The organism is Pseudomonas frederiksbergensis (assembly GCF_900105495.1).
Classification (GTDB): Bacteria; Pseudomonadota; Gammaproteobacteria; order Pseudomonadales; family Pseudomonadaceae; genus Aquipseudomonas; species Aquipseudomonas frederiksbergensis.
This window is the reverse complement of record NZ_FNTF01000002.1, coordinates 2,077,812-2,102,870: the sequence shown is the minus strand read 5'-3', so window position 1 is coordinate 2,102,870 and position 25,059 is coordinate 2,077,812. Positions and strand designations below refer to the sequence as shown.

The window sequence follows — 25,059 nt, the reverse complement described above, 5'->3', positions numbered from 1 at the left end:
CTTCAGTATCTGGGATGCCGCCATCGCGAGCAGGCTCACTCCCACATTTGGAATGCATTCCCATGTAGGAGTGAGCCTGCTCGCGATGAACGATGACGCGGTCTGCGGTTAGAACTCCAACGTGCTCGACAAGGAGATCTGCCGCGAATCCCCCATCGACACAAAGAACCGGCTCGCCGCCGAGGTGTAGTAAGTGCGGTCAAACAGGTTCTTCACGTTGAGTTGGAACTTGACCTTCTGCCCCTCGACTTTGGTGTCGTAGGTTGCGAACGCATCGGCCACGGTGTAGCTCGGCAGGTCGAAATCGTTCACCGCGTTACCCGCTCGCTCACCGACATAGCGCGCGCCCGCGCCAACCCGCAGCTGATCGCCACCGACGATAGTGCCGAAGTCATAAACCGCCGACAGCGAGCCACTGTTCTTCGCTACGTTTTGCAGTTTCTTGCCTTTGTAGATCGGGTCTTCCGTGACTTCGGCATCGGTGTAGGCATAGCTGCCGATCATGCTCCAGCGATCACTCAACTGACCGCTCAAGTCCACTTCCAGCCCTCGGGAGCGCACTTCACCGGCGGCGCTGTAGATCGTCACCGGGCCTTCGGAATTAGCCACCAGCACGTTGCGTTTCTTGATGTCGAACAGCGCGACGTTACCGGTGACGCGGCCCGGCATGTCGAGCTTGGCGCCGATTTCCCAGGACTTGGCTTCTTCCGGCGCGACGCTGCCGTCCAGCACGGTGCTGCTGCCGCTCAACGGTGCGATGGTCGAGTTGGGTTTGAACGACTCGGTGTAGCTGCCATAGAACGACAGTTCATCGGTGTAGCGGTACACCAGGCCGGCGCGAGGCACCCATTTCTGGCCGTTGCTGTCAGTGTTGGCCTTGAACGGTACGCCTTTGCCGGCGTACTGGTCGTATTCCTGGAAGCGCGCGCCGGCGACGAAAATCCATTGATCGGTCAGGTGAATCGAGTCCTGCAAAAACACCGAATCGCTGCGCAGTTTGTCGGTCTGCGCGCTGTCGGCCGGGCTGACCGTGGTGCCGGCGACTTCGCGACCGTAAACCGGGTTGAGGTAACTGAAGGTGCTCAGGCTTTTCTGACGGATCAGGTCTTCGCGGTAGATCTTGCGGTATTCATCATCGACGCCGAACACCAGGTCATGTTTCATCCCAGCGAGCTGGACATTGCCTTCCAGGCTGGCGGTGGTGAAGCGGTCGGTGCTGATCGCGTTCTGAGTGCCGTCCATGCTGCGGGTCAACGTGCCCTTTTTGGTGTCGATGGCGGTGATGCGCACCTGGCTGGCGTCGTAGGTTTCGCGGTTCCAGCTGTAGCCGAAGTGGGCTTTCCAGTTGTCGTTGAGCTCGTGATCGGCCTCGAAGTGATACAGGTCCGAGCGGCCTTCCATGTTATTGAAGGGCTCGTCGAGGCGACGCTCGCGGGAGATGTCCAGCGGATGGTTATCACGCGGGTCGATGATCGTGCCGCGGTCGAACGGGGTCAGGAACTCGCGGTGTTCGTAGGCGAACAGCAGTTTGGTGCTTTCGCCGAACCAGGCCAGTGACGGTGCGACCAATGTCTCGCGGTGAGTACCGAAGTTGCGCCAGTAATCTTCGTCTTCGTGGTCCAGGATCATGCGATAGGCCAACCCTGATTCACCCAGCGCACCGGTGCTGTCGAGGCCGCCACCGCTGCCGTTTTTGCCGTCGCCATAGGTCGAGCCACGCAGGGTCAACGCGTTGTACTGCTCAAGTTCGGGCTTTTTGCTGACCATGTTGACCACGCCGCCCGGGTCCTGGATGCCATAAAGAAGCGAGGCCGGGCCCTTCAGCACTTCGACCCGGTCCACGGTCGCATTCATGCCACGGCCCTGCACGATCGGCATGCCGTCGCGCATGATCGAGCCGTTGCGGTTGTCACCGAAACCGCGAGTCATCACCGAGTCCTGAGTGCTCGCCAGCGTGTTGCCTTGAGTAATGCCGCTGACGTTGGCCAGCGCGTCATCCAGATTGCGCGGCGCCTGATCGCGAATGACCTGCGCCGGAACCACGTTGACGGTCTGGGGGATTTCCTGGATCAAGGCCGACGAGCGCATCACCGAACTGGTGGGCGGTGGCTGATAGCTCATGGATTGATCGGCCACCGAGGTAATGGTGGTCGCGCCCAGGTTCAAGGCACCATCGGTAGGCAATGGCTCCAGCGCCAAGGTGTGGCCGTCAGTGCGACGGAAGGTGAACCCCGAACCGCTGAGCAAACGCTGCATCGCCTGCTCGGCACTCATCTGCCCGCTGAGCGCTGGAGCGTTGATGCCGTACGGCGCCTCATCGGTGTAGACCACGCTGATACCGGTGATCCGGCTGAAATCGCTCAAGGCCTGGGGCAACGGTTTGGAGGCCATTGCAAAGGTGAACGGCGCACTCTGTCGGGCACTGCCAGCCTCAGCCGCCACCGCCACAGTCAACGGCAGCAACGCCAACGCCGAAAAGCTCAAGGCACACGTACCCAACCATTGTTTGACCGAACCCGATTTTGCCCTGGACTTCATTGCTCATGACCTGTGTAGAACCTACGGAATGCGAATGACTCGCAGTTTCAGTCACTACACGGATGGCGTCGGGGTTTACCTCACCAGAATTTTGAAATTATTTTCAAAACACTTCGCTCGTTCCCACAGGGGAATGTAGTCAATTGTGGGAGCGAGCCTGCTCGCGATGGGGCCAGCAGCCTCAGCGCAAAATAATCAGATGCCCCAAAACCTTGTGCTGCTCAAACCCCAACACCCCTTGCAACGAACTCAACACCGCGAGCGGATCCTTGCTCGGAAAACTGCCACTGACCCGCCGCGCCGCCAGTTCATCGTTGAGCAGCACAATCCGTCCCGGGTAATAACGCCCAAGGTCTTGCACCACCTCAGCGAGTGTCGCCTTGTAGTAATTGAGCCATCCCTGACGCCACGCCAATTGCGCTTCGCTGTCGACCGCATGGAGTTTTTCCGCCGAACCCTCGCCATAGGCCACTTGCTGGCCAGCGCTGAGAATTTGTTGCTCGGCGTGCCTGTCCGCCGTCACGCCCACCCGCCCGGACAACACCGTGACCTGCGCACCGTGCGGTTGCAGCCGCACTTCGAACTGAGTCCCCAGCACCCGCGCCTGGCCTTTTTCAGCGTCCACCACGAACGGCTCGCCGGTGTGGGTCACGCTGAAAAATCCGGCGCCGCGCCGCAGCTCAACCCGCCGCTCGCCACGACTGAAATCCACCGCAATCGCGCTGTCGGCATCAAGCGTGACGTGTGACTGATCCGCCAGCGTGACGGTGCGAATTTCCCCCGGCGCCGATACATAGTCCGCGCCCAGATCATCGACCCAGCGCGACGGTTGCCAGCCAGCACCGACGCCGATCATCAACACCATGCACGCGGCCATCGCCAACGCACCGGACCAACGCAGAACGCGGGTACGGCGCGAGCGATTCATGGCGCTGAGGTAACCCTGCAAGGCAAACGCCTCTTCGTCGGCCAACGTTCGGGCCGGTGTTTCGGTCAACTCCCACACCACTTGCGCCTGGGCGTAAGCCTCGGCATGGGCAGGGTCGGCCTGTAGCCAATGGCTGAAGGTGGCCTGATCGCCGCTGCTGGGCTGGTCATGCAACAGACTCAGCCAGGCGAAGGCCGCCTGTTCCTGAGCAGGCGTCGGGGTGACGCGTTCGGTGTTGTTCACGGTGCTTTCCCTGGCGTGCGCGGTTCGGGTTCCCGCAGGCTGGCCTTGCAAGCCTCGAGGGCGCGCATCATATGTTTTTCCACCGCGCTTTGGGACAACCCCATGGCCTTGGCGATTTCGGCGTATTTGCGCCCGTGAATACGGTTGAGCAGAAAAATCTGTCGGGTGCGCTCAGGCAGCGCACGCAACGCCGCTTCGACGTGACGCAAATCGTTGCCCGCCTCCAGCGCCGCTTGCGGTTCGCTGCCGTGACTGTCCGGTTGATCCGGCATCCAGCCCTCGTTGACCCGCACCCGCGTGCCTTCGCTGCGCAAATGATCGATGGCGATGTTGCCGGCGCAGCGCAACAGGTAAGTGCTGAGCTCTTCGACCTGCACCAGCGGCCGACGCCAGAAACGCAGGAACAAATCCTGCACCAGATCCGCGGCGGTCGCCCGACAACCGACACGGCGGCTCACCAGTGCTTCCATTTGCGACCGCTGGGAAAGGAACACCTGCAGGAAATGCGCACGCGCACCGCGATGTTCGTCGTCATGGGATTCCGGGGGGCTGCTGATCATCAGGTCAGCCTTGCGCAAACACGGCGACGGGGCTGGCGAGCACGCTCAACCCGGCCAACGCCAGGGCCAGGCGCGGGCGATACGGCATCAACCACACCAGCAGCAAAGCGCTGAGCATCAACACCGCAAACCACTCCACCAATCCAAGCCCCCACCCCGTCGAGGACACTGCGGCCCACAGCGATAACGCCAGCAACAGCCAGCCACTGAATTTCATCCCTTGGCGGCGACGGGCCGAGGGCTTGCGTCCCAGCAGTTCAGCGTGATGCCGATCCATCGATAAACAGAGCGCGGTGAAACCGCCGTAGCACAGCAACAAGGCCAGGAACATTCAGTGCGCCTCTTGCGCAAGCGCTATCGATTTCGCCCGCGGCCGGGTGACGATTCCAGCCTGCCCCGCGCGCTGTTTTTTCCACGCAGCCCACGCGAAAAACAGACCGCTGCCCAGGCACGTCAGATCGAAACCGGCCATGACCCAATCGCCCTGCATCAGAGTGACGCCCAAGTGATACGGCGTGGTCAGCGCGTTCAGCAGCGGCAGCGCACAGAACAGCAACGCCGTCAGCGCCAACTGTTCGACCCACGCGGCGCGACCACGGCGGACCATGGCGTGCAACACACTCAAGCCCCAGACGATAAAGAAGCTGTTCACTTCCCAATCCGCCCGCCCGGCCATTCCTACCGGTAACAATCGATTGGCCCAGAAGAACGCCGCCACCGCGACCATCAACCCCGACATGCTGGCGATATTCAGCACTTCCACCAACCGCAACTCAAACGGCATCACACCGCTCTTCGCATGTTTGAGCTGACGCTTGCCGAGCCAGATCACCAGCCCGGTACCGATCATTGCGGTGCCCGCCAACCCACAGATGAAGTACAGCCAGCGCAACACCGGACCGGCAAAATGGCCCATGTGCAAGCCGTAGAAACTGCCGGCAATAGCCATGGGCAATGCTTGCTTCGGCGTTGCGCCGAGCAATTGCCCGGTCACGCCATGGAATGTCAACGCGCTGCCAAAGTCGTGGACCACTCGGTCGGCGCCGTCCCGCGCAAGAATGATCGAGGCATTCGCATCGCCCGGATTGTTCACCGTCAGCCGCCCGGTTCGCCCGCCCCCCCACTGCTCGCTGGCCCGTTCCAGCAGCGGAGACAACGGGGCCAACTGACCCGGTTTGCCTGCCATTTCAGGCGGATTGGACGCTGGAATCACCTCATCGTAAAACGCCTCGACACCGCCTTCGTACGAGGCAAGGATGCTCGCCGGCATCACCATCACCATGAAAATCACCAGGCTGCTGTAGGTGATCATCAGATGAAACGGCAACACCAGAACGCCCACCGCGTTGTGCCCGTCGAGCCAAGAGCGCTGGCCCTTGCGCGGACGGAAGGTGAAGAAGTCCTTGAAGATTTTCTTGTGGATGATGATCCCGCTGATCAGCGCGACGAACATCACCATCGCGGCGATCGTCGACAGCCAGCGCCCCCACGGATAGGGCATCTGCAGCTGAAAGTGGAAGCGGTAAAAGAACTCGCCACCGCGGGTGTCCCGGCCCTGCACTTCTGTACCGGTTTGCGGATCGAGGAGTTTTTCGGTGAATTGACCGCGCGTGCCGGGCTTGGTCGCTGCTTGCTGCCACCTCACCGACAGCCCGGGTTCGCGAGCGTCCGGTAAATCGATGAGCCATCGCGAGGCTCCCGCGGCGTGCTGCTCGAGATAACGCTGGGCCAGGGTCAGACTGGCTTCGGAGGACAGCGAACGGGCGGGAATTTCCGGCTGCATCCAGTGGCTGATCTCATCCTTGAAATAAGCGAGCGTGCCGGTAAGGAAAATCGCGAACAACAGCCAGCCGAAGATCAACCCGGCCCAGGTGTGCAGCCAGGCCATGGCCTGTCGAAAGCCCTCTTTCATCAGTGGTCCATCCAGAACGCCAGCCCCGACACCGCCGCCAAAACCACGCTTGGCACGATCAACCCGAACCAGGCTTGCCACGCACTGCGGCAGGCAAAGCACCAGAGTACGGCGACCAGATAGACCAGAAACGAGGTCATCATCCCGGTGACCACCGATTCACTACGAGCCAAGGGCAGCCACATTGCCAGGGTGACACTGGCCAATGCCGCGACGACGTACCCTCCCAGCACAGCGGCCAACACTCGGGAAGTGACGGCCAGTCGGTAGGAAACGGGGAGCGCAGTGATTTTGCCTTTCATGTTTCGACCTTGAAACGGGTGAGACCCCGTGAATGTCACGGAGCCGACAAGGCCGCAATATTAATGATAAATATTCTCATGTGCAAAAGAGATCCGACGGGATCGTTGTTACAGCAGTCAACGTTCAGTCAGCACGAACAAAAACGGGCCTGCATAAGCAGACCCGTTTGTCAGTGGTGGAAGGTAAAAACCTAATCAAATATCAGCCGTTTTGAGCAGCCTGTTCGTTCTCGAGAAACTCGTCTTCCAGCAGCGCATCGGCTGCAACTCTCTCGAACGGCACCACAGCGGCACGTGGTTTGCCCCGCAGTTTGCCGAACAGGTGCTCAAGCGCATGTTCAAGTTTTTCGGCCGCCCCGTCGATCGCCAGTTCCAGGGAGTCGGCTTTATGGGTTACAGAAATCGGTTGGTGGCCTTTTGGCCGCGCTTCCAGCTGACAGCGCATGTCATGGGGACCGGGCTTGTCGCCGTTCTCGTCCCGCAGATGAACCTCGACGCGTGTCAGGTCCTCCTCATAACGTTCGAGCGTGCTCTCAATGGTAGTACGTACCCACTCCTCCAGTCGGATGCTGCTTTGAATATGGTTATCGCTGTTGACTTGGATTTGCATAGTTCATCCCTTATTTCAGCTAGCTCGCGAGAGGCACATCGGCTGGCCCTTGGGCGTCATCACCGTGACCTCTTACTTACACAATCGGTCTGCGCGCAGAACAATTCAACCCCTAAAAAAAGATAAATTTTGATTCGCAAAAAAAGCCGGACAAGGAGCAAAAGCGCTGTTAAGGTCGGGAGTTGGGTCGCCGGACTCTTTTGTCACAATTGCTCACATCTGCCGCTCCGCCAGCGGATGCAGGCTTCGAAATATCCCCGCCTCTTCCACCAGCCAGTCATGCACCGCGCGCACGCCCGGATGGCTCAGCGCCCCCGGCGCATAGAGCAGCACGTAACGCTTGTGATTGGGTACCGCCAGGCCAAACGGCACGATCAACGTCCCCCGCTCCAACTCGTCATTGAGCAAGGTTCGCCGCGCAATCGCCACGCCCATCCCGGCAATCGCCGCTTCGATGGTCAGGTGATTGCGATTGAAAGTGTGCCCGCGCCGCACGTCCGCACCTTCGAAGCCGATGGCGTTGAGGTAAAACTCCCATTCCGCGTACTCGTAACTGCCGCGCCAGGCGGTAATGTCGTGCAGCAACGGGAAATGCACCAGGTCCGCCGGACCATGCAGCGGCGGCCGACCACGCAGCAGGCTTGGGGCACAGACCGGGAAGATCTGCTCGTCGAGCAAGGTTGTGGATAACAAACCGGGATAGCTGCCGTCATTCAGGTCGATGGCCAAATCGAAGTCGCCTTCGTGCAAGGGCACGCTGCTGTCCTCGGCCACCAGCCGTAATTGAATGTCCGGAAAGCGCTGCTGCAAGCGCGGCAACCTTGGGGTCAGCCATTTGCTCAGGAACGATGGAATCGAACGCAGCCGCAGGATGCCGCTGATCATGCCCGCATCCAGTCGTCGCAATTCCGCATCGATGCTGCCGTAAGCCTCGTTGACGGTGATGGCCAGTCGCTGGCCTTCGGCGCTCAATTCCACGCCGCGAGCGCGACGATGAAACAGGCGAAAGCCCAGTCGCTCTTCCAGCTGTCGGATTTGCTGGCTGACCGCACCCGGCGTGATGTGCAGTTCTTCGGCGCAACGGGTGAACGACAAGTGCCGCGCGGCACAGGAAAACACGTGCAGCCAGACGTAAGTCTGGGCGTGCAATTGGCGACTCATTGTTTAGTCCTGCTAAAGGCTGTCTTAGGAAGTTTCGTTGGTCACGTAGGACCGAGGTAGGCAGTATCGCCGACATTGCGCTTGTCCTACAAAAATGGCAGCGATTTCTCTTCCATTGCTTGTATAGGCTTTAGCATGGCTATCAGTGTTTTCGATCTCTTCAAAGTCGGCATCGGTCCGTCCAGTTCCCATACCGTCGGCCCGATGCGCGCCGCCGCGACCTTCGCCCAAGCCCTGATTGACCAACAATTGCTGGCCGACGTACGGCGCGTAGAAATCCGACTGTATGGCTCGCTGTCGGCGACCGGCGTCGGTCACGCCACAGACCGCGCCTGCGTCATGGGCCTGATGGGCGAGTGGCCGGACAGCATCGATCCCACGTCCATCGACAGCCGAATCCAGACCCTGCGTGAAACCGGCGAACTGTCCCTGGCAGGCAAAACCTCCATCGCCTTCAACTGGCAACACGATCTCCTGCTTCTGGACGAGAGCCTGCCCTACCACCCCAACGCCATGTCCCTGACAGCCTTTGGCGAAACCGGTGAGCTATCGGAGCAAACGTACTACTCGATCGGTGGCGGTTTCATCATTGAAGCGGCCGAAGCCGAGTCCGGTATCGCGCCCACCAGCGATGTGGTGCTGCCGTACGATTTTTCCAGCGCCGCCGAGCTGCTCAAGCTCTGCAACCTGCACGGCCTGCGCGTTTCCGAGTTGATGATGGCCAATGAACTGGCCTGGCGCAGCGAAGCGGAAATCCGTCAGGGCCTGCTGCACATTTGGTCGGTGATGCGTGAATGCGTCGAGCAAGGGCTGCGCCATGAAGGCATCCTGCCCGGCGGTCTGAATGTTCCCCGTCGCGCGGCGAAATTGCACCGCAGCCTGTTGGAAATCGGCAAGCCGAATGTCATCACCTCCACGCTATCGGCCATGGAGTGGGTGAACCTGTTTGCCCTCGCCGTGAACGAAGAAAACGCAGCGGGCGGGCGCATGGTCACGGCGCCGACCAATGGCGCGGCGGGGATCATTCCGGCGGTGCTGCACTACTACATGAAATTCAACCCGGACGCGTCGGACGATGACGTCGTCGCGTTCTTCTTGGGCGCTGCGGCCGTAGGAATTCTCTGCAAGAAAAACGCGTCCATCTCCGGTGCCGAAGTCGGCTGCCAGGGCGAAGTCGGCTCCGCCTGCGCCATGGCCGCCGCCGGGCTGGCGGACGTACTCGGCGCCACGCCCGAGCAACTGGAAAACGCCGCCGAAATCGGCCTTGAGCACAACCTCGGCCTGACCTGCGACCCGGTCGGCGGCCTGGTGCAAGTGCCGTGCATCGAGCGCAATGCGATTGCTGCCGTGAAGGCGATCAACGCTACGCAAATGGCCCTGCGCGGCGACGGCAAACACTTCATTTCCCTGGACCGGGTCATCCGCACCATGCGCGATACCGGCGCCGACATGCATGACAAATACAAAGAGACTTCACGGGGCGGCCTGGCTGTCAGCTGGGTGGAGTGCTGAGGAGCATTCCCGACGCCCGTAACACGTGAGCCCGAGCAAGAACAATAACGAGGCCAAACGATGACCGATGTACGTACACCTGCTGCCGATAATCCTGCTATAGACCTGACACGCAATAGCGAAATAACCCACAAAGGCTGGAACAAACACGACACCACCTGGATGCTTGGCCTTTATGGCACAGCCATCGGCGCCGGCACGCTGTTCCTGCCGATCAACGCCGGCGTAGGCGGTTTCTGGCCGCTGCTGATCCTGGCAGTACTGGCGTTCCCGATGACCTTCTACGCCCACCGCGGCCTGACCCGTTTCGTGTTGTCCGGGCGTTCCGGGGACATCACCGAAGTGGTGGAAGAACACTTCGGCATCGGTGCCGGCAAGCTGATCACGCTGCTGTATTTCTTTGCGATCTTCCCGATTCTGCTGGTGTACAGCGTGGCGCTGACCAACACCTTGAGCAGCTTCATGGAGCATCAGTTGCACATCGCCCCGCCACCACGGGCGATTCTGTCGCTGGCGCTGATCCTCGGCCTGATGGCCATCGTCCGTTGCGGCCAGGGTGTCATCGTCAAATGCATGAGCGTGCTGGTTTATCCGTTCGTTGCAGCGTTGCTGCTGCTCGGTTTGAGTCTGATCCCGAACTGGAACGGCGCATTCTTCGCCACCGCCAGTGAAGGCATGCCGATGCCGCTGTTCTTCAAGACGTTGTGGCTGGCGATCCCGGTGATGGTGTTTTCGTTCAACCATTCGCCGATCATCTCTGCCTTCTCCGTCGATCAGAAACAACGTTACGGCGAACAGGCCGAACGCAAAAGCAGCGGCATCCTCGCCATCGCCCACGCCATGATGGTGGTGACGGTGATGTTCTTCTGCTTCAGTTGCGTGCTGGCCTTGTCGCCGGCTGATTTGGCGGCGGCGAAGGCGCAGAACATCTCGATCCTGTCGTACCTGGCCAACCACTTCCAGACGCCGGTCATCGCTTACGCGGCGCCGCTGATTGCGCTGGTGGCAATCACCAAGTCCTTCCTCGGCCATTACATCGGCGCCAGCGAAGGCTTCCAGGGCCTGATCGTAAAAAGCCTGCGCGGTCGTGGCCGGGTGATGTCGGCGAACTGGCTGAACCGCGTGACCGCGCTGTTCATGATCCTCAGCTGCTGGGCCGTGGCGACGTTCAACCCGAGCATCCTCGGCATGATCGAAACCCTCGGTGGGCCAATCATCGCGTGCCTGCTGTTCCTGATGCCGATGTACGCCATCCGTCGAGTGCCGGCCTTGCGCCAGTATTCGGGTCAGGTGTCGAACGTGTTCGTGGTGTTGATCGGTTTGATTGCACTGTCTGCGATCATCTACTCATTCATGCCCTGAAACGGGCAGGAAAAAAGAAGGCGGGCCACAGAGTCCGCCTTCTTTTTTGCCGTGTCTATTGTTCGACAATTTTTGCGGCATGGCCCTTGCTACGTCACCTGTGAGGCAAAAGGACTTTTGAAAACCTCAGCGAGAGCGATGTGCCGGTGGTCTGGTGTTGCGAACTAACCCCGATCATGGCCGGTCAACAACTGCACGTTCAATTCAGGCGGTGACGCATCATGGACAACCCTTTTCAGCTCATTACCGATGCTTTTGCAGCGGATTATCAAATTAACCTGAGCATTCAGGGCCTGGATGGCAGCATTATGCTGACCCTGTCCAACAACGGTCATGTGGTCGCCAAACGGATGATCAGCGCCGAACAACGCAATGACCCCCTGCGCCTCAAACGCCTGGTGCAAAGCATTCAGTTCGGCATTGCCATCGAACAGGGCCACAGCGCCGTGGCCATCCTCGAAGCCATGACCGACGGCGACCACAACCTGCCGCCGCCACGCGTCAAAGGCCACAGCCGGCCCGCCATGAGGTTCTAAATCTCGCCCTTCTCCACTTCGGGATGCTCACCGGAACCCGCACCGATCTTGCGTTGCGGGTGTTCGATCTTCACCGAAGGGAATTGCGACGAGGCGTAACGCACCACCAGAATCGCAAACGCCAGCAGCAAAATCCCGCCGCACAGGTAGATGATGCCGATGTCCGGCGGGTTGTGATGCGAGACGTTGGAGATCAGCAGTCGCGTCAGCGCGGTGATCGCCACGTAGATCAGGAAACGCACCGGCATGTGGTTGGTCTTGAAGTAAATCCCGACCATCGCCCCCAATTCCAGGTAGATGAACAGCAGCAAGATGTCATCGATCTTGATGTGCCCTTCTTCGATCATCCCCAGAAATTCCATCACCGCCGCCCACGCGGTGACTGCACCGATGGCGAACAGCGCCAGGTAGTGGAAGGTCTCGACAAACAGGTTGCCCAGGGACTCGGCCAATTGATGCACGTTCTGCCGCAGTTTCTCGGCCCAGTTGATTTTCACGGTGATTCTTCCTTAGCTCGGTTCGAGCGGATGATGCGGGTTTGACGTGACGGTTGTTCTGCATGCAGAAAAAAGGCCAGAGGCGCCTGCCACATGATGGCGAGGTGCTCTAAAACGCGCTCCGTGGCGTTTGGTCGCACCTGCACCTCACAAACCCTGATTTCGGTCTACATTAAAAAGCCACTACCCAAAGCGCAGGGATTCGCTTATCCTTTTCGCTGTATATAAATACAGTAGTCAACAAGACAACTTAATGTGAAGGCATGTGAGGTGGTGAATGGCCGTCGAAGTGGTATACCGCAGCAGCCGAGATCTGGAGCGCTTGTTCATGGATAAAGCCGAAGCTGACCGTCATGACAAAATGCTCGAACTGGCCGAGTTGCTGGCCGAAGTGTTGCAAAAAGCCGTTCCGTCCCTGACCGAACAGCAAGTGGAAGAAGCCGGGATCTACATGGCGAAGAACCGCGATGTGTTCGCCAAGGCGTTCAAGAGCCAGCCGGATGCGTTGTCCGAATTGCTCAATGCGCCGGCTGAAGTCGTTGAAAAGGCTGCCCCCGTTGAAGCGCCTGCACCTGTTGAAGTCGCTGAGCCGACCAAGCCAGTTAAAGCGCCCAAGGCTGCCAAGTAAGCAACGCCCGAATTGAATAGGCCCTGAGTCAAACGACTCAGGGCCTTTTTCATGCCTGCGATAAACCTAAGCGTCGGGTTGTTCCAGCGCCTCGACCAGTGCCTTGAAGAATCGTGCCGCCTCGCCCCCCGTCACCACGCGATGATCGAAGGTCAGGGACAGCGGCAAAACCGGATGCACCACCACCGCGCCGTCAACCGCCACCGGTTCATCGCGGATCGCGCCAGCGGCGAGAATCGCCACTTGCGGCGGCACCACCACCGGGTTGGCGTAGCGGCCGAACAAGGTGCCGAAATTCGACAGCGTCAGGGTCGCTCCCATCATTTCCTTGGGCGGAATCGATCGCGCCTGCACGTCGGCCCTTAATCGCATGACGCCTTCCTTCAAATCAGCCGAAGTGCGATGACCGACATCGCGCAGCACGGGGACGAACAAGCCGTCCGGGGTGTCCACGGCGATGCCCAGGTCGAGCCGTTCGTGTTGTTTGATCGACAGGCTTTTGCCGTCGAAAGCGCTGTTGAGCACCGGCTCCACGGCGCACGCGGCCGCCATCGCCTTGGCGAGACGAATCAGCGGTTCGCGGGCCTGACCCCAGCGATGCAGGTCGGCATCACCGAAAATCGTCACCGGCACGACTTCGGCGTGGGACCGGGCCATGTTCAGCGCCATGCTGCGCCGCACACCGCGCAACCGTTCGCCGCCGAAGCGATCCAGTTCAGTTTGTGCCGCGTTTTCCACATCCGTACGGGTGATTTGCCCCTCGTGGCCAGAACCCGTCACCCCGCTCAACTCCACGCCGAGTTGCCGGGCCAGTTGCCGCACGGCCGGGGTGGCGCGAGTCGCCAGGTGTTCTCGGGTCGAGGGAGCCGCGCCGATGAAAAACGAGTCTTCCTGACTGCTGCCGCCACCTTCGAGTCGCCCCACTACGGTGCCCGCATCGGCTTCGCCTTCGTAACCGAGCAAGGGCTCACCAACGTGAACGATGTCGCCCTCTCCGCCGTAAAGTTTTGCCACTACGCCGTCGTAGGGTGCGGGAATATCCACCAGGGCTTTGGCGGTTTCTACCGATACCAGCAATTGATCGGCCTTGACGTCATCGCCAATGTTGACGTGCCAGCGGACGATTTCCGCCTCCTGCAAACCTTCGCCCAGATCCGGCAGTTTGAAATATTTCATCGTGACCTCCTTGGGCTCAGGCAAAGTGAAGAACGTTGTCGCAGCCCTGAAGAATGTCCTCGACGTTGGGCATGTACAGCAATTCCAGTCGATACAGCGGCGGCGGAATGTCCGGCGCGGTAACGCGCTGGATCGGTGCCTGCAAATCCAGCAACACCCGCTCATAGAGGCTCGCGGCGATTTCCGCACCGACGCCACAGGAGCGCGGCGCTTCATGAACGATCACGCAACGGCCGGTCTTGCGCACCGAAGCTTCCATCGTGTCGAGGTCCAGTGGCTTGATACTCGCGACATCGATCACTTCCGCCGAGACGCCCCGCTCGGCCAATGCGGTGGCGGCTTGCAGGGTTTCCATCACACTGGCGCCCCAGCTGATCAGCGTGATGTCGCTGCCTTCGCGCAGGGTGAAACAGCTGTCCAGCGGCAGGCGCTTGCCATCGTCCAACAGAGGTTGCGGGTTCATGCGATAGAGCCGGGTCGGTTCGAGGAACAGCACCGGGTCCGGGTCATCGATGGCCGCCAGCAACAAGCCATAGGCCCGGGCCGGCGATGACGGAATCACCACCCGCAGCCCTGGAACGTGGGCGAACAATGCTTCAGTGCTTTCGCTGTGATGTTCCGGCGCGCGAATCCCTGCGCCCATCGGTGTGCGCATCACCATCGGGCAGGTGATCCGCCCGCGGGTGCGATTGCGCATGCGGCTGGAGTGGGACACCAGGTGTTCCATGGCCGCGTAGATGAAACCCATGAACTGGATTTCCACCACCGGTTTCAGGCCCTGGGCGGCCATGCCGACCACCAGTCCGCCTAGCATGGTTTCGGCCAGCGGCGAGTCGATGACACGCTTGAAGCCAAAGCTGTCGCGCAGCCCTTGGGTGGCGCGAAACACGCCGCCGTTCACCCCGACATCCTCACCGAGGACGATGACGTTCTCGTCTTCGCTCATGGCCCGATGCAGCGCGAGATTCACCGCTTCCAGCAACGTGACTTTGCCGTTACTCATGGCTCGCATCTCCCGCGCGGCGCGCCGCCCTTTCGAGCAACTCTTCACGCTGCCCGGCGAGGGACGCCGGCCACTGGGCGTAGACGTGATCGATGATCGATTCGGGCGCCTGAAGACCCGCCGCTTCGAAGTTATCCACAGCGCGCTGCACCAAGCCCTGGCATTCGCTGATCAGCGCCTGTTCGCGGCCTTCGTCCCACACGCCCTGGTCGACCATGAAACGTTGCAGGCGTTTGACCGGTTCTTCGAGCCAGGCCTGCTTGACCTCGTCTGCCGACCGGTAGCGTGTGGCATCGTCGGCTGTCGTGTGGTCGCCGAGGCGGTAGCTCAGGCATTCCAGCAACACCGGGCCTTTACCGTGACGCGCCCGTTCGAGGGCCACTTGTACCCGGTCGTAAACCGCGAGCATGTCATTGCCGTCGACCTGCTCACCGTGGAACCCGGCACCGATCGCTTTCTGTGCCAGGGTCGGGGCGCCGCACTGAATCCGTCGTGGCACCGAGATCGCCCATTGGTTGTTATTGACCACGAATACCACCGGCAACTGCCAGGCACCGGCGACGTTGAGGGCTTCGAGGAAATCGCCCTTGCTGGTGGCGCCGTCGCCGCAGGTAGTGACAGCGACCCGATGTTCGCCGCGGATTTTGAATGCACTGGCTACGCCGCAGGCATGCAGGGCCTGGGTAGCAATCGGCACACAGATCGGAAAGTCTTGGGCCGCCGCCGGTTCGGCAAAGTCGCTGCCGCGCTCGTCACCGCCCCAATACAGGAGAATTTCTTCCATGCGCACGCCGCGCATCAATTGCACGGCGGTGTCGCGGTAATACGGAATCAGCACGTCTTCGGCGTGCATCAAGCTGCCCACCGCCACGCCAATGGCTTCCTGGCCCAAGGTCGGCGCATACGTGCCGATGCGCCCGGTGCGTTGCAGGGCGACGGCTTTCTGATCAAAAAGGCGGGTCAGGACCATCTGCCGATAAAGGCGCGTCAGCAAATTGAAATCGTCGGCCCAGGCAGGAAGTTCGCCGAGCAATTGGCCGTCAGGGGATAAAAATCGGGTGTAAGGCAGCTCAACCTTGTGAGGCATCACAGGGGCTCCTGGCACGCCGCGTCAGCGTGCGTCAGTCAAGCCTGACGCTCGTGGCGCCAAGGCTTTGGGAGCAAGTCTGCCGGATAGGCCCTCACTCCTTCATCGGTTCAACTTCATCGATACAGCACTTTCTCCGCCAACTCGTCAGCCACGCGGGCCGGCGAGCGTTTTTCCGCTTGGGCATGGGCGAAGACTTCGGTCAGCCGGGAGCTGATTTTCGACAGGTGTGCGGTGATGGTCGATAGCTCTTCACCACGGTGCTTGAGCGAGACGTAGATCAGCCCGCCGGAATTGATCACGTAATCCGGCGCATACAAAATGCCCCGCCGCTCCAGTTGATCCGCGACTTCCAGGTGGGTCAGTTGGTTGTTCGCCGAGCCCGCCACCGCCGCGCAGCGCAATTGCGTCACGCTGTGGCTGTTGAGCACGCCGCCGAGACCGCAGGGCGCAAGAATGTCGCAAGGAGTGCTGAGCAGCGCGTCGTTGGCGATCGGATGAGCGCCAAGTTGTTCCATCGCCAGTTGGACCTTGCCGTGATCGATGTCGCTGACCAGCAGTTCGGCACCGGCGGCGTGCAGCTGTTCGGCGAGGGCATAGCCAACGTTGCCAAGCCCTTGAATCGCCACTCGCAGGCCTTCGAGGTTATCGCTGCCCAGCCGGGCCATGGCGGTGGCACGAATACCGGTGAACACGCCCATCGCCGCGTGCGGTGCCGGGTCGCCCGCCGCGGTGGTGCTGGTGACGTACTGGGTCTGTTGGGCGATGCAATCCATGTCCGCCACTGAGGTGCCGCTGTCGATGGCGGTGATGTAGCGGCCGTCGAGCTGGTTGATGCAACGCCCGAAAGCTTCGAATAGCGCGGCGCGGTTTTCCACATGCACCGGGCGGACGATCACCGCCACGCCGCCGCCCTGAGCCAGGCCGGCCAGCGCCGCCTTGTAACTCATGCCCTGGGCGAGACGCACCGCATCCTCGACGGCGGATTCGTCGCTGGGATAGGCAAGGTAACGACACCCGCCCAGGGCTGGTCCCAGACGGCTGTTATGAATGGCAATGACCGCCTTCAACCCGGTGACCGAGTCGACGCTCAGATGCAGGGATTCAAGGCGAGTGCTTTGCATGAGAGCGAACATCGTAGGGCTCCCGAATCACTTCTTGTAGTCGCCAGTATAGGCTTGCGCCCGAAAATTGCAGAAGCGCGCCGGAATAAGCGACCTCGCCTTGCAGACTTTCGGACATAACCGGCAACCGCCCATGTCCGGCACTGGACGAATGCCGGAGACGGGGCTAAAACGAGGCATTAGCCGGAGATTTTGATGACCCCCCGCCAACGTTTTTTCGACTGTCTGCAACGTTCACCGCCCGCGCTGTTCGAGGCGGCGCTGTGGATTGCCGCCGAACACGACAGCGAAGTCACTTCCGAGGCAGTGCTGAACGATCTCAAGGACCTGCAACAACGGGTCAGTCTAGGCTTGCCGATGTTGCCGGTGAGCGAGTTGGCCCAGCCGTTGTTACGGCGTATGAATGACCTGGGATTCGCTCAGGACTCCTCCACGCCATTGCGCCCGCAAGTCGCGCTGGTCAATAAAGTGCTGGAACGCAGGCGCGGGCAGCCGCTGAGCCTGGGATTGGTTGCCCTGGAACTGGCCAGAGGTCTGGAGATCCCCATGGTCGGGGTCAACTTCCCCGGGCATTTCCTGTTGCGGGTACCGGGCGCCGATCACTTGCTCGACCCCTGCGGCGGGCGTCGTTTGTACCCCAACGACTGCCGGGAACTGCTGCAACGCCAATACGGCCCGAACATGAAACTCAGCGCCGAGCATTTGCTCACCGCCGAGCCGGTGCAAATGTTGCAGCGGTTGTCGCGCAACCTGCGTCAGTTACACCTTTCCAACGATGACTACATCGGCGCCCTGATCGACGCCGAACGCGTGCTGGAACTGGGCAACGCCAGTGCTTCCGACTACCTGGCCCGGGCCAGCCTCTATCAACGGCTGGATTGCCCGAACGCCGAGCGCTTCGACCTCGAACATGCCCTGCTGCTCAGTGACGACCCGATTCAGCGGATTCGCCTGACTGAACGATTAGGGCATTTGCCGCCAAACTCCATCGTCCATTAAAAGCAAAAGATCCGATGGTTTTAAGGGGTGTCTGGCTGATTCGCCGGATGCGCCTCGATGAATGCCGGATGCGTCGCCGCCAACGCCGCCACTCGACGAATCCGCGGATACGCCTCAAGTGAAATGCTGAAGCGCTCGGCCGCGTACAGCTGCGGGATCAGGTAAACATCCGCCAGCCCAGGTGTCGGACCAAAGCAATAACCCTCGTCGCCGATCAACTGCTCCACCGTCGCCAACCCTTGGCTGATCCAGTGCCCAATCCACTCCACCACTTGCGGTTCATCGTGGCCCAACTGCCGCAGCTTGTTGAGCACGCTGACGTTGTGCAGCGGGTGCACGTCGCAACCAATCACTGCCGCCACGCCACGCTCATGGGCGCGAGCGGCGAGGTCTTTGGAGAGCAGCGGAACCTGTGGATAACGTTCCTCCAGGTATTCAATGATCGCCGGCGACTGGATCAGCAGCTCGCCTTCGTCGGTGCGCAAGGCCGGCACGCGGCCTTGTGGATTAATGCTCAGATACGGCGGCTGCCGATGTTCACCACCTGGCGGCGCGATCAGGTTGATCGGCAACGCCTGGTAATCCAGGCCCTTGAGCGCCAACGCAATGCGCACCCGGAAGGACGAAGTCGAACGGTAGTAGGTATAGAGTTCCATGACCCGATCCTCTTAGCGCGCCGGCAGCACTTTGCCCCGGCATTCGCCGAAACCGATGGAGGCAAAACCCTCGCGGCTGCAACGGGCACGCAGGATGATTTCGTCGCCGTCCTCAAGGAATTTGCGCACCTCGCCAGACGCGAGTTCGATCGGCTTTTTACCGCCCTCGGTGATTTCCAGCAGGCTGCCGAACTGACCGTTCTCAGGCCCCGACAACGTGCCCGAACCGAACAGGTCACCGGCCTGCAACTGGCAGCCATTGACGCTGTGGTGCGCGACCATTTGCGCCACGGTCCAGTACATGTGTCGGGTATTGCTGAGGGTCAGGCGATGAGCCGGCAGTTTTTGTTCGCGCAGGCCTTCGGTGAGCAGCAGCACTTCCAGTTCGATGTCGAACGCACCTGCCGCTTGATCGCGTTTGTCGAACAGGTACGGCAGCGGCTGTGGATCGCCTTCCGGACGTGCCGGCTGAGCACGACGGAACGGCTCCAGCGCTTCGGCCGTCACCACCCAAGGCGAGATGCTGGTGATGAAACTCTTGGACAGGAACGGCCCCAGCGGCTGGTATTCCCAAGCCTGGATGTCCCGCGCCGACCAGTCATTGAGCAGGCAGAAACCGGCGATGTGATCGGCAGCGTCACCGATGGCGATCGAGTCGCCCATCTCGTTGCCCTGACCGATCCAGATGCCCAGCTCCAGCTCATAGTCCAGACGCGCGCACGGACCAAAGGTTGGCTCGGTCTGGCCGGCTGGCAGCGTCTGGCCTTTCGGACGGCGAACATCGGTACCGGACGGGCGAATGGTCGAGGCGCGGCCGTGATAACCGATCGGTACGTACTTGTAGTTCGGCAGCAACGGGTTGTCGGGACGGAACAGTTTTCCGACGTTCTGCGCGTGCTCGATGCCGACGTAGAAGTCGGTGTAGTCGTTGATTTTCGCTGGCAGGTGCATCTCGCAATTGGCCGCCAAGGGCAGCAGTTTTGCGCCTTGGGCTTCGATCTTGCCGCGCTGGGTGCTGCCTTCCTTGAACAACTCGATCATGCGTTGACGCAGGGCGACACGAGCCTCGCGACCCAGCTCGAAAAATGCATTCAACTGGCCGCCACGGGTGGCTTCAACGGCGGTCCGCGCGGCACCGTCGTCGAACAGCCCGGCATCGAGTGCCGCTCCCAGATCAAAGATATGGTCGCCGATCGCCACGCCACTGCGCGGCGCGCCGCCCTTCACGCTGAACACGCCCAACGGCAGATTTTGCAGCGGGAAATCCGCATGGCCGTTGGCGGAGGCAACCCAGCTACGAGTGATAGTTGTCTGAGTCATGGGTTATCTCCGGGTCGGGTCGAAAGTGGCGGGCAGCGTGGCCCAGCAGGCATCGTAATTGTTTTGCAGTTGCGGGCAATCGAGGGCGAATCGGCTCGGGCGCAGCACCTGGCTGGTCTCGAACATGAACGCCATGGTGTTGTCGATTTTCGCCGGGGCCAGTTCGGCGTTGATCGCCTTGGTGCAGGTTTCGCCGTCCGGGCCGTGGGCGCTCATGCAACTGTGCAAGGACGCGCCGCCGGGCACGAAACCTTCGGCCTTGGCGTCGTATTCACCCTTGATCAGGCCCATGAATTCGTTCATCAGGTTGCGGTGGAACCACGGTGGCCGGAAGGTTTTCTCGGCGACCATCCAGCGTGGCGGGAAGATCACGAAGTCGAGATTGGCCAGACCGGGGACGCTCGTCGGCGACGTCAGGACGGTGAAGATCGACGGATCCGGGTGATCGAAACTGACCGTGCCGATGGTGTTGAAACGGCGCAGGTCATATTTGTACGGCACGTTATTGCCGTGCCAGGCGACCACGTTCAGCGGCGAATGATCAAGCTCGCAGCCCCACAACTGGCCGAGGAATTTCTGCACCAGGGTGGTCGGTTGCTTGAGGTTTTCGTAATGCGCGACCGGGGTCAGGAAGTCCCGCGCGTTGGCCAGGCCGTTGCTGCCGATCGGCCCCAGATCCGGTAGGCGCAGTGGCGCGCCGTGGTTCTCGGCAATGTAGCCGCGAGCTTGCGGATCAAGCAGTTCGACGCGAAATTTCAGGCCGCGCGGCAGCACGGCGATTTCCAGCGGCTCCAGTTCCAGCACGCCCAATTCCGTTGCGATGCGCAAGCGTCCCAGTTCCGGCACCAGCAGCAGTTCGCCGTCGGCGTTGAAAAACACACGCTCCATGGAGCGGTTGGCGCGGTAACTGTAGATGCTGATCCCGGCCGGTTTTTCCGCGCCGGAGTTGGCAGCCATGCTCACCAGGCCGTCGATGAAATCGGTTGGCTCGCTGGGGATGTCCAGCGGGTTCCAGCGCAGGCGATTGGGGGTCACTTCCCCCAACGGGCCGCCGGCCAGTTGCCGATCCAGTTTGACGAACGCCGGGTGATTGGCCGACGGCTGAATGCGGTACATCCAGGTGCGCCGCGCTTCGCTGCGAGGCATGGTGAACGCGGTGCCGGAGAACAGTTCGGTGTAGAGACCGTACGGGGCTTTTTGCGGGGAGTTCTGGCCGACGGGCAGTGCGCCGGGCAGCGCTTCACTGCTGAATTCGTTGCCAAAGCCGGACTGATAAGCCAGCTCGGGCGCCGTTGAATCGAGGTTCATGGAGCCTCCTGAACAGGGAGTAGGCAATGGCCTGTCACTCCGTCGAAGAGCTCTCGGCACGCCTGGGTTATTTTTATCGTAATTCGATTACGCTTAACGTAATTTGATTGGTATTGACCGTCAAGCTATAAAGACGCCCATTCGTCCCGGGATCAGACCACCTCCATGGAAACGCCGCGCAGCAACGATAAACAGAAAGTCCGCTCGGCCGAGGTCGGCACCGACATCCTCAAGGCCCTGGCCGAGTTGTCGCCATCGACTTCACTGTCGCGCCTGGCCGAACACGTACAGATGCCGGCAAGCAAGGTTCACCGCTATTTGCAGGCGCTGATCGCCAGCGGTTTTGCTGAACAGAATGCGGCCACCAACCATTACGGTCTGGGCCGCGAAGCCTTGCGAGTAGGGCTGGCAGCACTCAACAGTATGGACGTGCTAAAAGTCGGCGCCCTGCCCCTGGCTGAATTGCGCGATGAGTTGAACGAAACCTGCTTTATCGCCGTGTGGGGCAACCAGGGCGCGACCGTGGTGCACATCGAGCCAGCAGTGCGCGCGGTGACGGTGGTGACGCAATTGGGTTCGGTGTTGCCGTTGCTCAGTTCGTCCACAGGGCTAGTGTTCGGCGCCTATCTGCCCAAGCGTGAAACCGTCGAATTGCGCGAGCGGGAACTGCACAGCAGCGCTTCACATGCGCTGGCGGACGATCAGGCCTACCAGGCGTTGTGCGAACAGATCCGCGAACGCGGTCTGCATCATGTGCATGGTTTGCTGATGCCGGGCGTGGACGCCTTGTCGGCCCCAGTGTTCAACGCGGTCGGACAGATCGCCGCCGTGCTGACCATCGTCGGTCCGGCTTCGTTGTTCCATGCCGACGAAAACGGCCCGGCGGCGCAGCGGTTGCTGGCTGCGACGAGGGCCGTGAGTTGGCGGATGGGGTATCAGCCGATCCCGGATTCATCGACATGAGATTTGTGCTGCACAAACTTTAAAAGACACTTTTAAAGTTAATCAACGTATGTATCAGACGACATCCGGGAGGGATGTCTTGACCCAGCCGTTACAGCAGACGAGTTTTGCTGTCGAGGGCTTGTGGATCACTGAGAATAGCTTGAATGACCTCGAGCGCCTGTAAAGGCAATTTCTGTTGCCCGGTCGCCTGGCTGTAAAACTTCTGAACCGAATACACATCGCCCAACAAGCCGATAAAGTCCTTCTGCAACTTGGTTGCCCCCCCCTTGCTCAAACCGGCTTTACCCAGCGACGCCAGTTCGATCAGTGCATCCAGAAAATGCCATGCGGCAGTGGCGCGATCACCGTCGTTATAGGCTTCGGCACCTTCCAGCACACTTCTGGTGAGCAACACCACACTCATTGCAATGCCCACCGGCGGAATCACCACGCTGACAACGGTGGCCGCAGCCTCGACCGCGCCGAACACCAGTTTGAAGATGATTTCGTCGAGGCTTTCGGTCTTTTCATCGACATCGGAAATCGTGCGATAAATCAGATCGTCATAACTCCTGCCCAAGTCCCTGACGCGACTGTCGCGTAGCAGAACCGGAGCCTCATTGAAGTTACCAAGCTCTTCCAAATCAGTGATGTACGTCCGCACCACTCGCTGATCCTTATAACGAACCCGGTCATAGAAATAGTTGCCGAATTTGAGTTTCTTGACGGCGGATACAAATTCCGAGAACGGACGAATCAGTCGGCCATCAGGTGCGTCAGGCGTATACAGGAACTCCTCAACGCGATCACCAATGATCAATCGGAAAACGAATACCCCGACCACCAGTTTTTCTCGCAAATGCAACTTGAACATTGCGCTGAAGCGAACATCACTCGGGTATTCACCCATCGGACTCATCGTTCGTGTGTCAATTTTTTCCAGGTTTTCAATAACAGTCATCAGTTGCCGATACTGCTCGGCAGTCAAACGACCGTTAAAACGCTCCTGCATCACCCCTACTTTCATCTGGCGGCGCTGTACCTCGAGGTGAACCATTCGTTTAAACGCACCCTCGGGATGGCTTCTATCCAAATGCTTCGAACGTAGCATCTCGATGTACTTTTCGCCCGGGCGCAGCGTACGCGACCAGCCGGCAATATCCCGGATATCAAGTTTACTGATCGGTGGATGATCATGTTCCAGGGTAAACCGTGGATAACTCCAAGGCGTTTGTTGTTCATCGGCGTAAAAATGCGTTTCGGTGCTGATCAGTTCGGTCAGCGTCATTCCCAATTGCGGACTGACGGAGACAAAGATGCGATCAGGATTGACCGTGGCCCGCTCCCCCCTGTCAGCCAGCACTTGCTCGATTCGCTGTTTAATCAGATCGAAGCAGAACTTGCCGTAGGTAATGAAACCGCCCTCACGTGTGGCAATGACCTGCAAGGCCTTGAGTTCACAACGAGTACGGGCAAAGTTCTGGCGTTGAGCATCAGAAGCCGTGCGATAAGCGTAAGGTGTCCGGGACTCTTCCTCCGCCACTCGCCATGCGCGAATGTTTTCAATGGTGGCGGTCAGGACTTCAGCGCCTTTGTAAGGCGATGCAACCAGGCTCACTCCTTTCCAGGTACTCGGCAGCCGTTCGACCTGTTTCAAATAGGTGGCAATGACTTCTCGATCCACAGCGTGAGATTGCCAGGTCAGGTAGTCCCGACCTTTGGCATCCATTGTCCATTCGCCAACCCGTATGCCTACATGTTGCAAATTCTGGAGTTCGTACCAGTCCTGTCCACCTGGCGAGCCTGGCGCATACAGCAAGAAACCGTCTTGCCCATCGAGTCTTGCAACCAGAATCAAATGCTGGAGCGCTCGTGTGTCGTCGATGAGGCGCACGCCATCAATAGTGAATGCCTGGTCGCCGTATAAGGCAGAGACAATCCGTGCGAAGTTCTTGTCGTTGATGTGCCCCTGATGGCGAGCAGCCAACGCACTCAGCAACAGGCGCTGGCTCATGACGTTCTTCAAGGCTTGCATGACGTCTTGACGCTCATACCGAGAACGGAACTGGGCACCATAGGCAGCCCGGGCATCAGCGCTCATCATCTCTTCAAACCATTGCTGATTCAGCTCGGCGGGAAGTTCGTCTCCCATGAATACGAGATGGGCTCTTTGCCCTTCCTCGTAAAGGCCGTAGATGAACTGCTCGGTCAGGGTGCGAGTATCTTCCTGCTCGATCTTCCGTCCTCCCACCTCGAATGTATAACGAGCATTACACACAATTTCATCGGCATCCCGATCCTGGCCAAATTCCAGTTTAATGTTCTGATTGACAATGCTACGGGCATAATCCTTAAGCGAACTGAAGTGCCCCAACTGCTTTGCCAATTCACTCTCCCTCGTAACTAGCCATGCTTCGTGGGCCAAATAGAGCTCGCGATCTTCCTGACTTATTCCGTCCAGCCACGGTTTTGCGCTAGCAATCAAAGTATCTGCATTAAATAAACTATTCACATTCATTGTCCTTTGTTAACACATTTATGCCTGACCTGGTGTCAAAGCACTTAGCGAAAACTTATTCCAGAACAACACAAAGAAACACGAGTAAAAAAATACAAGATATGATAAACGCGAACAATTTATTACCAGAAACA

At 59.8% G+C, this 25,059-nt stretch carries 22 protein-coding genes and 1 pseudogene; 6 read left to right on the top strand and 17 right to left on the bottom strand.

Features of this window, described 5'->3' with window-relative positions; genetic code table 11:
• Positions 1 to 108: 108 nt before the first annotated feature.
• The 8 genes from BLW70_RS09970 to BLW70_RS09935 form a co-directional block, all read right to left on the bottom strand.
• A complete protein-coding gene (locus tag BLW70_RS09970) occupies positions 109 to 2,538 on the bottom strand; it encodes a TonB-dependent siderophore receptor (protein ID WP_074873862.1) in 2,430 nt (809 codons plus the stop codon).
• A gap of 181 nt (positions 2,539 to 2,719) precedes the next feature.
• On the bottom strand, positions 2,720 to 3,709 hold the full coding sequence (locus tag BLW70_RS09965; RefSeq protein WP_074873861.1) for a FecR family protein: 990 nt from the start codon (positions 3,707 to 3,709) through the stop codon (positions 2,720 to 2,722).
• Positions 3,706 to 4,269, bottom strand: coding sequence for an RNA polymerase sigma factor (locus BLW70_RS09960; protein WP_102615086.1), 564 nt, complete (start codon positions 4,267 to 4,269; stop codon positions 3,706 to 3,708). Before BLW70_RS09960 ends, BLW70_RS09965 begins: the two co-directional genes overlap by 4 nt.
• 4 nt (positions 4,270 to 4,273) lie before the next feature.
• Entirely contained in the window at positions 4,274 to 4,600 is a 327-nt protein-coding gene (locus BLW70_RS09955) for a DUF3325 domain-containing protein (protein WP_074873860.1), read from the bottom strand.
• A complete protein-coding gene (locus BLW70_RS09950; protein WP_074873859.1) occupies positions 4,601 to 6,181 on the bottom strand; it encodes a PepSY-associated TM helix domain-containing protein in 1,581 nt (526 codons plus the stop codon).
• Positions 6,181 to 6,483 carry a DUF3649 domain-containing protein gene (locus BLW70_RS09945; RefSeq protein WP_074873858.1) on the bottom strand — a complete coding sequence of 101 codons (303 nt, stop codon included), beginning with the start codon at positions 6,481 to 6,483 and terminating at the stop codon, positions 6,181 to 6,183. The genes BLW70_RS09950 and BLW70_RS09945 overlap by 1 nt, the downstream gene beginning before the upstream one ends.
• A gap of 202 nt (positions 6,484 to 6,685) precedes the next feature.
• Positions 6,686 to 7,093, bottom strand: a complete 408-nt coding sequence (locus tag BLW70_RS09940; RefSeq protein WP_074873857.1) for an HPF/RaiA family ribosome-associated protein — start codon at positions 7,091 to 7,093, stop codon at positions 6,686 to 6,688.
• Positions 7,094 to 7,306: 213 nt separating this feature from the next.
• Positions 7,307 to 8,254 (bottom strand): LysR substrate-binding domain-containing protein, encoded by a 948-nt coding sequence (locus BLW70_RS09935; protein ID WP_074873856.1) that lies wholly within the window; start codon positions 8,252 to 8,254, stop codon positions 7,307 to 7,309.
• Positions 8,255 to 8,389: 135 nt separating this feature from the next.
• Here BLW70_RS09935 and BLW70_RS09930 point away from each other — a divergent pair, with 135 nt between their 5' ends.
• From BLW70_RS09930 to BLW70_RS09920, 3 genes are all read left to right on the top strand, one after another.
• Positions 8,390 to 9,766 (top strand): L-serine ammonia-lyase, encoded by a 1,377-nt coding sequence (locus BLW70_RS09930; RefSeq protein WP_074873855.1) that lies wholly within the window; start codon positions 8,390 to 8,392, stop codon positions 9,764 to 9,766.
• Positions 9,767 to 9,826: 60 nt separating this feature from the next.
• The gene (locus BLW70_RS09925) at positions 9,827 to 11,128 is read left to right on the top strand and encodes a serine/threonine transporter (protein WP_074873854.1); all 1,302 of its coding nucleotides are present in this window, start codon (positions 9,827 to 9,829) and stop codon (positions 11,126 to 11,128) included.
• Positions 11,129 to 11,349: 221 nt separating this feature from the next.
• On the top strand, positions 11,350 to 11,664 hold the full coding sequence (locus BLW70_RS09920; RefSeq protein ID WP_074873853.1) for a DUF3509 domain-containing protein: 315 nt from the start codon (positions 11,350 to 11,352) through the stop codon (positions 11,662 to 11,664).
• Here the strand turns inward: BLW70_RS09920 and BLW70_RS09915 are convergent.
• Entirely contained in the window at positions 11,661 to 12,161 is a 501-nt protein-coding gene (locus BLW70_RS09915) for a phosphate-starvation-inducible protein PsiE (RefSeq protein ID WP_074873852.1), read from the bottom strand. The two genes, BLW70_RS09920 and BLW70_RS09915, sit on opposite strands and share 4 nt — an antisense overlap.
• A gap of 277 nt (positions 12,162 to 12,438) precedes the next feature.
• Here BLW70_RS09915 and BLW70_RS09910 point away from each other — a divergent pair.
• A pseudogene (locus BLW70_RS09910) lies at positions 12,439 to 12,693 on the top strand (YebG family protein); the annotation flags it as partial.
• Positions 12,694 to 12,855: 162 nt separating this feature from the next.
• Here BLW70_RS09910 and BLW70_RS09905 read toward each other — a convergent pair.
• The 4 genes from BLW70_RS09905 to BLW70_RS09890 all read right to left on the bottom strand — a co-directional run bounded on the left by BLW70_RS09905 (position 12,856) and on the right by BLW70_RS09890 (position 17,191).
• Positions 12,856 to 13,965, bottom strand: a complete 1,110-nt coding sequence (locus tag BLW70_RS09905; protein ID WP_074873850.1) for a dihydrolipoamide acetyltransferase family protein — start codon at positions 13,963 to 13,965, stop codon at positions 12,856 to 12,858.
• Between the two features lie 16 nt (positions 13,966 to 13,981).
• Positions 13,982 to 14,968, bottom strand: a complete 987-nt coding sequence (locus BLW70_RS09900; protein ID WP_074873849.1) for an alpha-ketoacid dehydrogenase subunit beta — start codon at positions 14,966 to 14,968, stop codon at positions 13,982 to 13,984.
• A complete protein-coding gene (gene pdhA, locus BLW70_RS09895; protein WP_074873848.1) occupies positions 14,961 to 16,055 on the bottom strand; it encodes a pyruvate dehydrogenase (acetyl-transferring) E1 component subunit alpha in 1,095 nt (364 codons plus the stop codon). Before pdhA ends, BLW70_RS09900 begins: the two co-directional genes overlap by 8 nt.
• A gap of 116 nt (positions 16,056 to 16,171) precedes the next feature.
• The gene (locus tag BLW70_RS09890) at positions 16,172 to 17,191 is read right to left on the bottom strand and encodes a Glu/Leu/Phe/Val dehydrogenase family protein (protein ID WP_074873847.1); all 1,020 of its coding nucleotides are present in this window, start codon (positions 17,189 to 17,191) and stop codon (positions 16,172 to 16,174) included.
• A 183-nt stretch (positions 17,192 to 17,374) separates the two neighbouring features.
• On the opposite strand from BLW70_RS09890, the gene BLW70_RS09885 reads away from it, so the two are divergent.
• Positions 17,375 to 18,178, top strand: coding sequence for a SirB1 family protein (locus BLW70_RS09885; RefSeq protein WP_074873846.1), 804 nt, complete (start codon positions 17,375 to 17,377; stop codon positions 18,176 to 18,178).
• A gap of 20 nt (positions 18,179 to 18,198) precedes the next feature.
• Here BLW70_RS09885 and maiA read toward each other — a convergent pair whose 3' ends face one another.
• From maiA to hmgA, 3 genes are read right to left on the bottom strand one after another with little or no spacing between them, the layout of a single operon-like run.
• The gene (gene maiA / locus BLW70_RS09880) at positions 18,199 to 18,834 is read right to left on the bottom strand and encodes a maleylacetoacetate isomerase (protein WP_074873845.1); all 636 of its coding nucleotides are present in this window, start codon (positions 18,832 to 18,834) and stop codon (positions 18,199 to 18,201) included.
• Positions 18,835 to 18,846: 12 nt separating this feature from the next.
• Positions 18,847 to 20,154, bottom strand: a complete 1,308-nt coding sequence (fahA, locus tag BLW70_RS09875) for a fumarylacetoacetase (RefSeq protein WP_074873844.1) — start codon at positions 20,152 to 20,154, stop codon at positions 18,847 to 18,849.
• A 3-nt stretch (positions 20,155 to 20,157) separates the two neighbouring features.
• Positions 20,158 to 21,462, bottom strand: a complete 1,305-nt coding sequence (hmgA, locus tag BLW70_RS09870) for a homogentisate 1,2-dioxygenase (protein WP_074873843.1) — start codon at positions 21,460 to 21,462, stop codon at positions 20,158 to 20,160.
• Positions 21,463 to 21,627: 165 nt separating this feature from the next.
• On the opposite strand from hmgA, the gene BLW70_RS09865 reads away from it, so the two are divergent.
• Complete coding sequence (locus BLW70_RS09865) at positions 21,628 to 22,425, top strand: IclR family transcriptional regulator (RefSeq protein ID WP_074873842.1); 798 nt, start codon at positions 21,628 to 21,630, stop codon at positions 22,423 to 22,425.
• Positions 22,426 to 22,516: 91 nt separating this feature from the next.
• On the opposite strand, the gene BLW70_RS09860 is transcribed toward BLW70_RS09865, so the two are convergent.
• Positions 22,517 to 24,925: a dermonecrotic toxin domain-containing protein gene (locus tag BLW70_RS09860; protein ID WP_074873841.1), complete on the bottom strand. Its 2,409-nt coding sequence runs from the start codon at positions 24,923 to 24,925 to the stop codon at positions 22,517 to 22,519.
• Positions 24,926 to 25,059: the final 134 nt, after the last annotated feature.